12 protein-coding genes are annotated in these 14,094 nt (G+C 45.9%); 11 read left to right on the forward strand and 1 reads right to left on the reverse strand.

Going from position 1 to position 14,094, the window contains the following annotated elements; genetic code table 11:
- Entirely contained in the window at positions 1-1,293 is a 1,293-nt protein-coding gene (gene hisD / locus R7Z78_RS03035; protein ID WP_005374756.1) for a histidinol dehydrogenase, read from the reverse strand.
- A gap of 289 nt (positions 1,294-1,582) precedes the next feature.
- On the opposite strand from hisD, the gene R7Z78_RS03040 reads away from it, so the two are divergent.
- The 11 genes from R7Z78_RS03040 to R7Z78_RS03090 all read left to right on the forward strand — a co-directional run bounded on the left by R7Z78_RS03040 (position 1,583) and on the right by R7Z78_RS03090 (position 14,057).
- On the forward strand, positions 1,583-2,332 hold the full coding sequence (locus R7Z78_RS03040) for an HpcH/HpaI aldolase family protein (protein WP_104976389.1): 750 nt from the start codon (positions 1,583-1,585) through the stop codon (positions 2,330-2,332).
- Positions 2,333-2,482: 150 nt separating this feature from the next.
- Positions 2,483-3,439, forward strand: coding sequence for a LacI family DNA-binding transcriptional regulator (locus tag R7Z78_RS03045; protein WP_104976388.1), 957 nt, complete (start codon positions 2,483-2,485; stop codon positions 3,437-3,439).
- A gap of 267 nt (positions 3,440-3,706) precedes the next feature.
- Positions 3,707-4,702 carry a TRAP transporter substrate-binding protein gene (locus tag R7Z78_RS03050; RefSeq protein ID WP_025768662.1) on the forward strand — a complete coding sequence of 332 codons (996 nt, stop codon included), beginning with the start codon at positions 3,707-3,709 and terminating at the stop codon, positions 4,700-4,702.
- Between the two features lie 58 nt (positions 4,703-4,760).
- Positions 4,761-5,324, forward strand: coding sequence for a TRAP transporter small permease (locus R7Z78_RS03055; RefSeq protein WP_025768663.1), 564 nt, complete (start codon positions 4,761-4,763; stop codon positions 5,322-5,324).
- A complete protein-coding gene (locus R7Z78_RS03060; RefSeq protein ID WP_047102426.1) occupies positions 5,321-6,601 on the forward strand; it encodes a TRAP transporter large permease in 1,281 nt (426 codons plus the stop codon). The genes R7Z78_RS03055 and R7Z78_RS03060 overlap by 4 nt, the downstream gene beginning before the upstream one ends.
- Positions 6,602-7,114: 513 nt before the next feature.
- Positions 7,115-8,089: an ester cyclase gene (locus tag R7Z78_RS03065; protein WP_025768665.1), complete on the forward strand. Its 975-nt coding sequence runs from the start codon at positions 7,115-7,117 to the stop codon at positions 8,087-8,089.
- Between the two features lie 49 nt (positions 8,090-8,138).
- On the forward strand, positions 8,139-9,134 hold the full coding sequence (locus tag R7Z78_RS03070; protein ID WP_042522215.1) for an ester cyclase: 996 nt from the start codon (positions 8,139-8,141) through the stop codon (positions 9,132-9,134).
- Positions 9,127-10,860, forward strand: a complete 1,734-nt coding sequence (locus R7Z78_RS03075; protein ID WP_169644592.1) for a sodium:solute symporter family transporter — start codon at positions 9,127-9,129, stop codon at positions 10,858-10,860. The genes R7Z78_RS03070 and R7Z78_RS03075 overlap by 8 nt, the downstream gene beginning before the upstream one ends.
- A 217-nt stretch (positions 10,861-11,077) precedes the next feature.
- Complete coding sequence (locus tag R7Z78_RS03080; protein ID WP_017820101.1) at positions 11,078-12,085, forward strand: LacI family DNA-binding transcriptional regulator; 1,008 nt, start codon at positions 11,078-11,080, stop codon at positions 12,083-12,085.
- A 146-nt stretch (positions 12,086-12,231) separates the two neighbouring features.
- Entirely contained in the window at positions 12,232-12,876 is a 645-nt protein-coding gene (locus R7Z78_RS03085) for a recombinase family protein (RefSeq protein WP_054576561.1), read from the forward strand.
- Positions 12,873-14,057, forward strand: a complete 1,185-nt coding sequence (locus tag R7Z78_RS03090; RefSeq protein WP_104976386.1) for a multidrug effflux MFS transporter — start codon at positions 12,873-12,875, stop codon at positions 14,055-14,057. The genes R7Z78_RS03085 and R7Z78_RS03090 overlap by 4 nt, the downstream gene beginning before the upstream one ends.
- The last annotated feature ends 37 nt before the right edge of the window (positions 14,058-14,094 follow it).

A 14,094-nucleotide genomic window follows, 5' to 3' on the forward strand; every position in this document is an offset into this window, starting at 1 on the left:
TTACGCCTCTTCCACTTTGCCTTTGTAACGGCGCACACGAATATCCGCTTGCTCTTTGTGGCCAGCAAAACCTTCGAGTGCACACAAGCGAGAGCAGTACTCACCGACTTTTAGCGACGCAGCTTCCGTTACACGCTGGTAAGTACAGGTCTTGATAAATTTACCTACCCAAAGACCACCGGTGTATCGCGCCGCTTTCTTCGTTGGCAGTGTATGGTTGGTACCAATACATTTATCGCCGTAAGAAACGTTGGTTTCACGACCTAGGAACAAGGCACCGTAGTTGGTCATGTTATCTAGGAAGTATTTAGGATCTTCCGTCATCACTTGCACGTGTTCAGAAGCGATATCGTCTGCCACTTCCACCATTTCTTCGTAGCTATCACACACAATAACTTGTCCGTAATCTGCCCACGCTTTACCCGCAACTTCAGCCGTTGGGAGAATGGTTAACTGACGTTCGATCTCTTTGATGGTTTCTTGCGCAAATGTTTCGCTATTGGTCAACAATACAGCGGGAGAGTTGTAACCATGCTCAGCCTGACCAAGCAAGTCTGCCGCAGCCAATTCCGGGTCACAGCCTTTCTCATCAGCAATGACCAAGGTTTCCGTTGGCCCTGCAAACAAATCGATACCGACGCGACCAAACAACTGACGTTTTGCCTCTGCCACAAATGCGTTACCCGGCCCTACAATCATATCGACCGGTGCAATAGTCTCCGTCCCCAGAGCCATTGCACCTACCGCCTGAACACCACCGAAGCAATAGATTTCATCCGCACCCGCCATTGCCATCGCAGCGACAATCGCCACATTCGGCTGGCCATTAAACGGTGGTGCACAAGCAATAACACGTTTTACGCCCGCGACTTTCGCCGTCAGTACACTCATGTGAGCGGATGCAACCAATGGGTATTTACCGCCAGGGATGTAACAACCCACGCTGTTGACTGGAATATTTTTATGCCCCAGTACCACACCAGGCATGGTTTCTACTTCGACGTCTTTCATTGAGTCACGTTGAATTTGAGCAAAGTTTCGAACTTGTTGCTGAGCGAACTCGATATCATGACGAGTCGATTCATCAAGCGCATCCACACAGGCTTGGATTTGCTCTTCTGACAGGCGGAATTGCTCCGGCGACCAGTTATCAAACTTTTCAGACAACTCACGTACAGCGCTATCACCTTTCGATTCAATATCAGCAAGAATGTTTTCAACAATCTGACGCACTTTTGCGTCGTTTGATGCTGATGCTTCTTCAGTGATTCCGTTTTTTAAAATGCGTGCCATTGGGTTTCTCCTTGAACATTGAGGCTGACGAACGGTTATTTTTATGCGTTTGGATACGAATGCAAAATCAGATTAAACACTTAATTAACATTTGACAAGTTAAGTCAACAAACCACAAAAATAATCCTTAAGCCTTTGTATTGATTAATTTAAACAAATAAAATCAAGTAATAAGCACCTTGATTGAGTTTAATTTTTAATCAAAAATGAGTTTTAGATCACATCATTTTTACTCATCATTTACATTTCTACATGTTAGTTTTTGCATACCTTTGCAAAGGAGAGAATCATGAGCAATTTTAAGCAACGTCTGACTAAAGAAACGCTATTAGGTACATTTGTTAAAACCCCTCATCCTCACATTATCGAGGTATTGGCACTGGCAGAGTTGCCTTTTGTGGTACTGGATGCAGAGCACGCACCTTTCGATCGCTCCTCGCTTGATCTGTGCATCATGGCGGCCAGAGCGAATGACCTCGCGTGCGTGGTACGAGTACAAGACAACGCTCCTTCAACCATTTTGAACGCGCTTGACTGTGGCGCGGCGGGTGTACAAATTCCCCATGTTTGTACTGCTGAGCAAGCGACGCAACTGGCGAAAATCTGCCATTACGGAGAAGGTGGCCGAGGGTATGCTGGTTCCAGTCGAGCAGCGCAATACGCCACTAAGCCCATGGTTGAACACTTAAAAGACAGCCGTGCGAATACGATTGTCATTGCACAAATTGAAGACCCTCAAGGGGTAGAAAATGTTGAAGCGATTGCCAATGTTGAAGGAATTGATGCGCTCTTCATTGGCCAAGTTGATCTCACTGTCGCTTATGGTGCTGATAGCGTTCATGATGAGAAAGTCGCACAAGCAAGTATGCGAGTAATCGAAGCGGCCAGAGCCGCCAATAAACCTGTTGGCATGTTTGTCGCGACGGCTCAACAAGCTCGGGAATGGCGTGAACTCGGCGTTAGCTTCTTTTGTGTTGGGTCTGAACACAAAATGATCATTGATGGCTTCAAACAAGAGAGAAATGTGATGAATTCTTGAGTTTTCTCTGATATTTACGCCTTATCAATGTAATGCTCTAGACACAGAAATCCCCTAGCCCATACACTCAGCACGTATGAGAAGGTTCAATGGCCTTAAATAAGGAGTATCACCATTAAAGCGAAAGTAACTTCGATCGACGTCGCGAAGATGCTCGGCGTCTCTCAATCGACGGTATCTAGAGCATTCAGCCCGACTGCGAGTATTAGCGAGAAGAAACGCAAAATGGTGATGGATGCCGCAGCTAAGCTCGGATACACACCGAATGCCATCGCCCGAGGTCTGATTTCGAATCGTTCAGGCTTAGTGGCGATTGCGTTAGATAGCGAATCAAACCCAATGTATGACATGCAATCTCGTGCTTTGGCTGTCGAAATTCAAAAGCGAGGCGGACAAGTTGTGCTTTGCCCTATCGACAAAGACGACCTCGATCTCGCCATTTCACGCGCCATTGAATACCAAGTGGACGGACTCGTTATCGCCACCAGCCGTTTAACCTCACGCGCGTTTGCCCAATGCGAAAAGTTTGGCGTTCATTTAAGCTTGATTAACCGCTACGCCGAGGGTATTAATGCCAATAGCTCTGGTATTGATAACCGATTGGCGGGCCAACAAGCAGCCGAGTATTTAACGCAGAAAGGCGCAAAACAGTGTGCTTATATCAGTGGCGATGCTGGCTCCATGACCAGTGAAGAGCGTTGGCTGGGTTTCTCTTCAAAATTGCAAGAACTCGGCTCCCCGTCACCAACCTTTATCCAAGCCAAGTACAGCTTTGAAGCAGGCTTAGAAGCGGCGAAAGCGATCTTGTCGCACACTAGCAAACCCGATGCAATTTTTTGTGCAAACGACATCCTCGCCATGGGTGTGATGGATGGCTTGCGACAAGCCGGAGCAAAGATCCCCCAAGACTTCTCTGTGATGGGTGTAGATAACATTCCGATGTCTGCATGGCCGAGCTATGATTTGACCACCATTGCTCAACCAGTCGACAAAATTGTTAAACGAGCGGTTGAAGATTTGATGAATCGAATCAACGGCAACCTGGATGCAACTGGCGAATACCTTTTCGAGCAAGGCACCTTGATCGAACGTAGTAGCACCACTTAATAAATCCATTTTTATTCATTCTTCATAAACAAAATGTCTTGCTTTCGAGTAAGGCATTTTCTGTGATCACGATTAAATTTTCACCAATCGTTATTTAATTCCTCATCAATTCATCAATCTTGTTATTGACTTGTTACTTTAATGTTTTATTTTGGATTCGTATGCAAAATGGATATGAATTGCTCAACTAATTTATAAAAACATAAAAAGTTGTGTGACTTGCCGACGAATGCCCATGGCAGGTCATACCAGAAACAAGGAAGAACGATGAAGAAAGCAATCCTTACTTCACTTACCGCACTGGGACTTGCATTTAGCAGTATGAATACGTTTGCAACCAGTGTTATTCGTCTTGCTCATGACAGTCAAGAAACCTCTCCCGTACACAAAGCAATGCTCTATTTCGAACAAGAAGTGGAAGCTCGCTCAAACGGTGAGATAGAAGTTGAAATCTATCCGGCAAGACAACTAGGCGATGTGCGTGAGACGACTGAACTCGTGCAGCAAGGCAACTTACAAATGACGTTTGGTGCGTCAGTTTTACTCTCTCCCTACGTCCCAGAGTTTAACGTGCTCGACGTGTTCTACCTTTTTGATAGCGAAGAGCAAGCACACAAAGCGCTCGACAGTGAGAAGATCGGACAACCATTGTTGAATGCTATGGAATCAAAAGGCTTTCATGGACTTGGCTTTATGGAGGTCGGCTTTCGTAGCGTGACCAACAACAAACAGCCAATTGATAGTATTGAGGACCTGAAAGGGCTAAAGATTCGCTCGGCATCTAACCCCACTCAAATAAGCGCGTGGAAATCTATTGGTACTGCGCCAACACCTCTGTCTTGGGGAGAAATTTTCACCTCGTTACAACAAGGCCTGATTAACGCTCAAGAAAGTGCTATCTACTCTATTTATGCCGAACGTTTTTACGAGGCACAAAAGTACCTCTCTTTAACTAACCATATATACACCAACTACGTGTTGTTCATGAACAAATCGTTTTGGGATTCACTGCCGGCCGCACAACAAGCGCTGATCAGTGAAGTAAGCAAAGAAACCATCGCAAAACAGCGTGAGCTCGCCGCTAAGCAAAACCAAGAAGTAATCAAAGAGCTCGAAGCAAAAGGCATGACGGTTAACATCGTCCCAGACGAGGTACGCAGCATCATGAAAGAAAAAATGAATGCAGCCGTGTACCAAGATCTGCGTAGCAAGACAGGTGAAGACTTGTTTGACAACGTGATTGCCGAGATAGAACGCCTATAACTCCCACTCTTTTGCACGATCTGGCAACAGGTCGTGCTTTCTCGTTTTGGAGGTGAACATGAAGTGGTTTCGCTTACTAGACAAATACCTAGAACCTACCCTTATCGTTATCGCGATCTCGACGATGACAACTTTACTGTGCTTGCAAATCGCACTACGCCTATTTGACGCAACGATCGCGTGGGCTGAAGAGCTGGCACGTTATTTATTCGTATGGGCGATGTACCTGAGCATCAGCTATTGTATCCGAGATGATCGACACATCCGCATTCGTGTGTTCATCGATAAACTTCCGGGCAATTGGACGCAATTCAGTTTGATTGTTTCTGATCTTATCTACCTTGCCTTTAGTGCCACTGTCGCCTGGTTTGGATTTAAGGTGATCAATCGCAGCCTGCAACTCGGTCAGATTGCACCCGCAATGGAAATTCCTATTGCGTGTTTGTATGCCTCTGTTTTAGTTTGCGCACTATTAAGCTGCGCGCGCCTAGTGACAAGCATTTATCAACGTGTGAACGCGTGCTCCACCAGCAATGAACGAGTTCGCTTTTCTCGCCAACGCTATCGCCATATCAAAGCAAAGTACCGTACTTCTAACCGACTATTGGAGTTTAACGCATGACGTCTGCACTTTTGTTTGGCAGCTTTGGTCTGCTTCTGCTCATTGGCGTTCCGGTCGGTATTGCTCTGGCGGCAGCCAGTATGGTCGCGATACTCAGTCTGCCGTTTCTTAACATTGAGTTTTTAGTCCAAGGAATGGTAACAGGGCTCGACTCTTTCCCTCTCCTCGCCGTCGTTCTATTTACCTTGGCAGGTAACCTTATGAGCCAAGGAGGGATCTCAAAACGATTATTACACGTGGCGGAGGTCTTCTTTGGCCACTTTACTGGTGGGCTTGGCATCGTCGCCATTGTGGCGTGCATGTTCTTCGCTTCCATCTCTGGTACGGGGTCTGCCACTGTTGCCGCTATCGGCCTGACGATGATTCCCTCGATGGTGAAGAAAGGCTACGACCGCAGCTTTGCCGGTGCCTTGATAGCCTCTTCCGGCGGAATTGGCGTCATTATTCCACCCTCTGTGGTGATGATCGTCTACGCGATCACTGCTGAAGTCTCCGTCACTAAGATGTTCATGGCGGGAATCATTCCTGGCTTGGTCGTCGGTATGGTATTGATCGGCTACTGTCTAATTGTCTCAAAAATGCGGGGCTACACAGGTAACGAACGCAAAGCGACTTGGGCAGAGCGTCTTGCTGCGCTAAAAGAAGCCAGCTGGGCAATGCTACTCCCCGTGATCATTCTCGGCGGTATCTATTCTGGCATTTTCACGCCTACCGAATCAGCCGCCATCGGAGTTCTCTATGGCTTATTCTTTGGCATGTTTGTTTATAAAGAACTCAAACCAGCGCAAGTGGTGAAAATCATTCTAGAGTCGTCACTGTTAGTTGGCGCTGTGCTCGTCATTGTGGGTGCGTCCGTGACGTTTGGCCGCATATTGACCCTAGAACGTCTGCCGACTGAAATTGCTCAGTTCATTCTATCGATTACCGAAAACAAACTTCTGATACTGCTTTGCATCAATGTCCTGTTGTTGCTCGTCGGTACCTTTATGGAAACGCTGGCAGCGATTGTTATTCTCACACCAATTCTGTTACCCATTACGTCAGCACTCGGCATGGATCCCGTTCATTTTGGTATCGTGATGATCGTGAACTTGGCCATTGGCTTTGTTACGCCTCCTCTGGGTGCTAACCTGTTTATGGCAAGTCAGGTAGGCAAAGTACCGATAGAGTCGCTCTCTAAAGCCATCATGGGTTGGATTGGTGCAATGATAGTGGCCTTGATGTTGATTACTTTCATCCCTGCCATCTCGCTATCGTTACCTGCGCTTTTATCCTGATCGTAGCACTCATAGAGCGCTTATGACTGTTATAGCCACTAGATAAACACCTTTCTAGTGGCTTATTCGTTATCTACTTCCGATTTAATAAAAAAGACCTAAAGCATTCGTATGCAAAAGGAAAATTTGAAAGATATAAGGATAATTGACACCAAAATAGCTGAATATTAGCGATAAAGTCTATTTGGGTGCCTTGATCTGCATGATTATCAGTTTTGGCTTAATCATTTGTTTCCATTCAAACAGATCAAAATAAATTAAGCGATTAAAAAACAATAAGATACTAGGAAATTCATACAAAAAACTTTGACCTCCTTTCTTATTAACACGTCTCGATAAGAGATAGCTTCCATCTCTCCTGTACTTTTTTAGTTTATTTTCCGCTCAATTGTTAAAAATCTGATCATCAGCACGCTATTTAAACAATCGAAAAACAATCCGTTGACAAAATGGCAACATGATATATTTTGAATACGTAATCAAAACATAATTATTCAATTACGGAGGTGATTTATGGCCATGGTTGGCTTCGATGAAAAGTGGCGTGACTTTCCCGACTACATTCTTGGTATCACAAAAGAGATTTGGGAAGACCGAGGTTTAAACACCTTAGAACACTACTACTCTCCCGACATTGTTGTGCGTACTCCACTCTCTATCGTTCAAGGAAACGAAGGGGTGATCAGTGCAACAATGGCGACACTGGCCGAGTTTCCCGATCGCACGCTATATGGCGAAGACGTCATTTGGTCAGGCACCCCGGAACAAGGCATGCTTTCTTCTCATCGAATCATCTCTACTGCAACACACAGTGGCAACGGCTTCTACGGGCAAGCCTCGAACCGCAAACTTCGTTTCCGTATTATCGCAGATTGCCACGCTATCAATAACCAAATCAATGACGAATGGTTGGTTCGCGATCAAGCCGATATCGCGAAACAACTGGGTATGACGTCAGAAGAGTTTGCACGCCAACAAATCGAATTTGAAGGTGGCGTGGAATCAAGCCCATTTCCGTTCACACCTGAAGTCGACATTCCTGGACCTTATTTGGGCGTAGGCAACGACAACGAATATGGTCAGCGCTACGAAGCAATTCTCAGAAGCCTTATGAATGCCGAGTTCTCTATAGTACCGAAAGAGTACGACCGCGCTTGCATCGGCGAATACACTGGAGGTCAAACTGCCCTATCACACTCGGAAGTCGATCATTTTTGGATGGCACTTCGTGCGTCTTTCCCAAATGCTCAATTTACCGTTCACCATCGTATTGGCCGAGATGACGACATGATGTCACCACGCACTGCAATTCGATGGTCTTTGCACGGTAAGCATGAAGGGTATGGGATGTTCGGTAAGCCTTCTGGGAAAGAGGTTTACATCATGGGGATCAGCCACGCTGAGTTTGGTCCTTGGGGTCTTCGTCGCGAATTCACTTTGTTTGACGAGACCGCAATCTGGAAGCAAATCCTGCTACAGCAAGGCTAACGGCTGACTAAACACTATTTATTAAAATCACAGACAGTAAGGAAGCAACATGTCACTCAACATCATCGAACAGTTCTACCAGAACTACTTCAAAGCCGCAGACATCGAGCAAAAACAGGCCGCTCTGCAAGCTTTGAACCCTGACGTAAAATGGTGCGTGGCGCACCCTGTGAACGATCTTAATGGCCCAGATGCAACCCACGAATCTTTCCTCTCACCACTTGTTAATGCTTTACCTGATGCCGAGCGCCGACCAATGATTGTGATGCACGGCGAATACGAAGGCCGCACTTGGTACAACTCTACCGGCTACTTTATCGGTACATTTGAACAACCACTGTTTGGCATCCCAGCAACAGGGAAAACACTCTACTTGCGTTACACCGAAATGGTGTGTGTGGAGAACGACCAAATCACCGAATCTTACATGATTCCAGACTTCATCGATGCGATGAATCAAGCAGGCTGCAACCCTCTTCGTAAAAGCTTAGGTCACGATGGCTTGGTTCCTTCTCCTGCAACTTCTAACGGTATTCAACAATCTGTTGTGTCTTTGGAAGAAAGTGAAAAGAGCGCCCAGCTGGTTGAAGATATGCTGTCTTGCTTGGGTCGTTTTGATGGCAAAGATCTTTTCTCGATGGATCTTGAAAACTACTGGCACAATGACTTCATGTGGTACGGCCCTGCTGGTATTGGTACTACGCGCGGTATCAAAGGTTTCCGTAACCACCATCAAGCGCCATTTGTGTTTGCGTTCCCAGATCGAAGTGTCGATATTGAGGTCAATTTTTTGGCCAAAAATGACTACGTATCCACAGGTGGTTGGCCACATATGCATGGTACTCACACTGGTTACAGTGGCTGGCTCGGTCTTGCCCCAACCGGAAAACACATCGAACTTCGCGTTATGGACATTTGGCGACGCGAAGGCGATTTACTGAAGGAAAACTGGGTGGCGATCGACATCGTTCATATCCTGCTGCAACTTGGCTATGACGTGTTTGCACAAATGAAAGAACAGTTAGAAGGACCTAATTATGCATGAGTTTGGCGCACTTAACTGGAGCATCCTTGGGGGATACATCGCCCTCACGCTAGTACTGGGGGCGGTAATTGGAAAGCGAGTCACTTCAGCTAGCCAATTCGCCTTGGGTGATAAGAGCATCCCTTGGTGGGCGATCGGTATTTCTGTCGTTTGTACTTACGTGAGTGCCATGTCGTTCCTTGGCGGGCCAGCTTGGTCTTACAAAGAAGGCCTGTCGGTTATCGCGATTCACCTCAATTATCCGCTGGTGATCTTCTTCATCGTGGCTGTATTTATGCCATTTTTCTACAACAACGGTTTAACGTCTATCTACGAGTATCAAGAGCGACGTTTTGGTAAGGCTTCACGACTGACATTGTCGTTTATCTTCCTTATCAAACAAGCATTGAGCTCGGCAGCGGTACTCTACGCGACAGCAATGATTTTAGAGTTCATTACTGGTATCGACGTGATGTACTGCATCATGATCGTCACTGCAATTGCCCTTATCTACACCGTAATGGGCGGTATCGCGGCTGTCATTTGGACCGATATGATTCAAGCAGTAATCTTATTTATTGGCGCATTCATCATCATTGAAGCCGTTTGGAATGGCATGCCTGCTCCAATGACGGAGGTCATGGCAGAACTCAAAGCGAAAGGAATGACCGATGCCCTACAAACAAGTTTTGACCTAAGCCAAGTAACGACTGTATGGGCCGGCGTTATCGCAATGACGATGTTCCACACCACCGTGTATGGCGGTAACCAGATGATGGTACAACGTTGTATGGCCGCGAAAAACATGGGCGATGCGAAAAAGGCAATGTTGATGATGGGCTACGTGGCCTTCTTTATTTACTTTGTCTTTATCTTGCTTGGCGTCCTGTTCAACGCTTATTACGACGGTAAAGAGTTTGAAAACGGCAACACCATCATTCTTCATTATGCGAGTGAATATGGAATGCCAGGCTTGATGGGCATCATTGCCGCTGCGATTCTGGCGGCAAGTATGTCGAGTCTCGATTCCGCATTTAACTCAATGGCGACCGTTTCTGTGGCTGACTTTTACAAACGCTTCTACAAGCAAAACGAGTCGGAAGAGCATTACTTAAAGGTATCGCGTTTCTTCACGGTGGCGTGGGCGATTTTGGTCATCATTCCAGCGATCATGTTTGCCACCAGCACAGGCTCGGTACTGGAAGTGCTGAGTAAGGCAGGCTCTTACTTTGTCGGTGCGAGCTTCTGTATGTTCGTCCTTGGTTTCTACTCAAAACACATTACGGAAAAAGGCTTGTTAATTGGCGTTGCTGCTAGCTTCTTGGTGATCTGGTATGTAGCCGTTGCGACCGATATTGCGTGGCCTTGGTATTGCGTGATTGGCGTCCTTGTGAATGCCGTTGTCGCTTACATTGCTAGCCTTCTCCTGACGGGTAAACAAGATGAAATGCATCTTTACACAGTGAAAGGCCAGCAAGCGGAATATGCTCGTCTAAATAAACCAATCAAGGAAGATGGTTGGTATGTCGTTCCCGGCAAAATCGATGCTCCATGTTATGGCTTACTAGTGATGTTTGTATTCTCGATCGTGATGCTTTGGGGGATCAACGCGTTTACCGACAACGCTCCTATGCTGATTAACTTTATGCGTGGCTGCTCTATTCTTGTCGCTACCGCTTGCATCGGATACATGGGGTATTCACTCCTCTCCCCGAAACGTAAAGTTGCAGTCAAACAAGCAAATTAATGTTCTTTACGTAGATACTGTACGTCCAACAAACGGACAGTATCTACGCTCTAGATCTAGTGCTAGCTCAAAGCAAATCGAATGGGTTAACCCACATTTTGCTTTTTAACACTCCAAAGCCATTATTCTACTTAGGATACCCCGTCAGAACATTTATGAATACGTACCTATTTATGCTAGTCTTATGACCTCAATTACTGGCAACTAAGTTTTATTCATGAAATCAATTAAACACGTAGTCACATCAAAAGATGTGGCAAAGATGGCAGGCGTCTCTCAATCTACTGTATCGCGCGTGTTTGTTCCGGGTAGCTCAGTATCCGAAAAGACCAAGCAAAAAGTCTTTGAAGCGGCTAAAGCCCTTAACTACCGCCCTAACGCCTTTGCACGTAGCCTGACCACAAACGAATCGAAATTGATAGGTTTGGTGTTTCCTGATGCGGATTACCCTATCCATATGAAAACACTGCAGTTAATTTCCAGTGAGTTACAGAAAAAAGGTTATTCTGCCGTATTGATTCCATGGCAAGTGGATGAAGAAGAGGGCCACTCAATCCCAAATATCTTCCAGTATCGCGTCGATGGTGTCATTGCTGCTTCCGCAACCTTCAATAAGTCCCTTTATGAAGAATGTGAAGAGTTTAATATCCCAATTGTTCAATACGCACGAGTTGTTGAAGGTACTAGGAGTAGCTACGTTATCAGTGACAACTACGAAGCAGGCCAACAAGCCGCGCAACTTCTGCACAAAAGTGGCGTGAAGAACGCGGTTTATTTGACGGGAGAAGTGCCAACCTTTACGAATGACGAACGCCAAAGCGGCTTCTGCTCTGAATTTGAAGACCTAACCGGCAAGACGCCACGCATCATTGAAGCCAGCTATGACTACGCGAGCTCACTTGATAAAGTCCGTGCCATACTGGCAGACAAAAATCGGCCTGAAGCAGTGTTCTGTGCAACCGATAACCTTGCGATGGCGGTCATGGATATCGCCCGTATAGAATGCGGGTTGAGGATTCCTCAGGACTTACAAGTCATTGGTTTTGATAATATTCCTCAGACAGAATGGTTAAGCTATCAATTAACCACGTTCCGCCAGGATTTCCGTCGCCTCGCTCGCGAGTGCGTGAAGATCATTGTTGATCAAATTAATACGAAAAACGGCAGCCTAGTAAAAATGATGGTGCCAGTGAAGTTAATCGAGCGCCAGACAACAAAAGCTTAAATAGCTATAGCCAGCCATTCGGTTGGCTTTTTTATTTGCCTCTGACTCCCAAACGGCTCATTTAGTGTTGTAAGCATTAATGAACCCATGTATATTTATGAGCTATTACACTATATGAACCAAACAAAAAAAGGCTCATAATCCTTATGACCACGTATCTTTACACTCGTTATTCGCCAAAAAATCGAGCTTACCAAGAGCACCTTAATACTCTAAAAGCTTTTGCTCCCGAAGCTCAGCATTTTGAGGATAAGGTTCGTGGTTGCATGCCTCCAACCGAGAGAGAGGCATTCTTACAACTGCTCGATTCCGTCAGAACTGGGGATACGATTGTGCTCTGGTGGCTGACCGCATTTGGTCGCGACTTTAGTCAAGCATTGAACACAATAAAAATGCTACTCGATAAAGGGGTAACATTGAAAACCGTATGTGAATCACTAACTTTTGAGCCAGGTTCTGTTCAAACTCAAACACTACTCACAGTGTTATCTGGATATGGGAAAGTGCAGACTGAACATCGCCTGTTTGCCGCAGAGCAAGGGCGACAGGCCATTAAAGAGCAGCCAGAATTATGGAAACAGAAGTTTCGCGGCCGCCCCGCAAACAAAACCAAACACCAACAGATCGCAACGTTGCTGCTAGAAGGCTACACATTGCAAAACGTAGCAGAGCAATGCGAAGTCAGTCTATCGACTGTGAAGCGGGTCAAAGCAAAGCTAAATGAAGTGGATGACGAAGGCGGCTTAAGATCACGACGCCAAAAAGGTTGTTTGAATGGAGACCAGTCATGAGTCGCCCAATCAACTCTCATACTATACTACTCGCCTGTCTTATTATTAGCGTTGGCCAGTTGAGCATGGGGCTAGTCATGCCCTCTTTGCCATGGATAGCAAAAGACTTTTCCATCTCCCTCGACCAAGCTCAACTACTTGTGAGTATTTATTTGCTCGGCTTTGGCCCCTCTCAATTTATCTACGGGCCAGTGTCAGATGCTTTAGGACGAAAAAGAGTATTACTTACCGGTTTACTCATCGCGATGTCTGGTCTGCTGATGATTATTTTCTTCAGTGACACATTTACAGGGATGGTGATGGGGCGCTTTTTACAAGGGTTAGGTACAGGATGCTGCGCGGTACTCGCGAGGGCGTCGACTCGAGATAGATTTAGCGGGGATGAACTCCCAGTGGCAATGTCTTACATCGCCATGGCGGCTTCAATCACGCCACTTATTGCACCTGTGATTGGCGGCTTTATCAACTTCCACTTCGGTTGGAGTATGGTGTTTATTTCTCTATTGGGCTATGTCTCGCTGGCCTGGGTAATCATCGCCTTTAAGTTCACAGAAACCATCACAAAACGTTCTGTCATTCCGTCACCCCGAAAAATGTTACTCCAATACAAGAGCTTACTTACGTCTCGTTACTTTATGAGTTTCGCCAGTATCAGTTGGTTAAACTTCAGCTTAATGATTACGACAATCTCTGTGATGCCATTTATCATGCAAGATCAAATTGGCATGACCTCCGCTCAATACGCGATATGGGCGCTCATTCCCGCTTTGGGTATGTTATGTGGTACCACGATTTGTAACCGAGTAAGGCCAATTATTGGCAATAAAAAAATGCTGCTTTGCACCCCATTTCTTCACCTCGCTGCCGCAATATGGTTATTTTTCTGCCCTGTTGAGCCTCTATTTCTGATGCTAGGACAGCTATTAATGATCTTGGGTAATGGTATTGCCCTACCTTGTGCACAAGCGATGGTAATGCAACCTTATAAAAAGCAAGCAGGTGCCGCAGCGGCAATGTCTGGTGGTGGACAAATGGTCGTCTCCTCATTGGTCAGCTTAACTCTGGTGCAGCTTGGATTGAGTCAAGCATGGCATCTAGCGATCGTTATCGTAATATTTGCATCGCTTACCTTCACCAACATTCAACGTGGCTTTAGTGCAGAGCAACCTTCAGAACAATAACAACAAACATACTATTGTCCTTATAGCTACAACAAAT

The organism is Vibrio sp. 1167, from assembly GCF_033340375.1.
In the GTDB taxonomy this organism is placed as follows: Bacteria; Pseudomonadota; Gammaproteobacteria; order Enterobacterales; family Vibrionaceae; genus Vibrio; species Vibrio alginolyticus.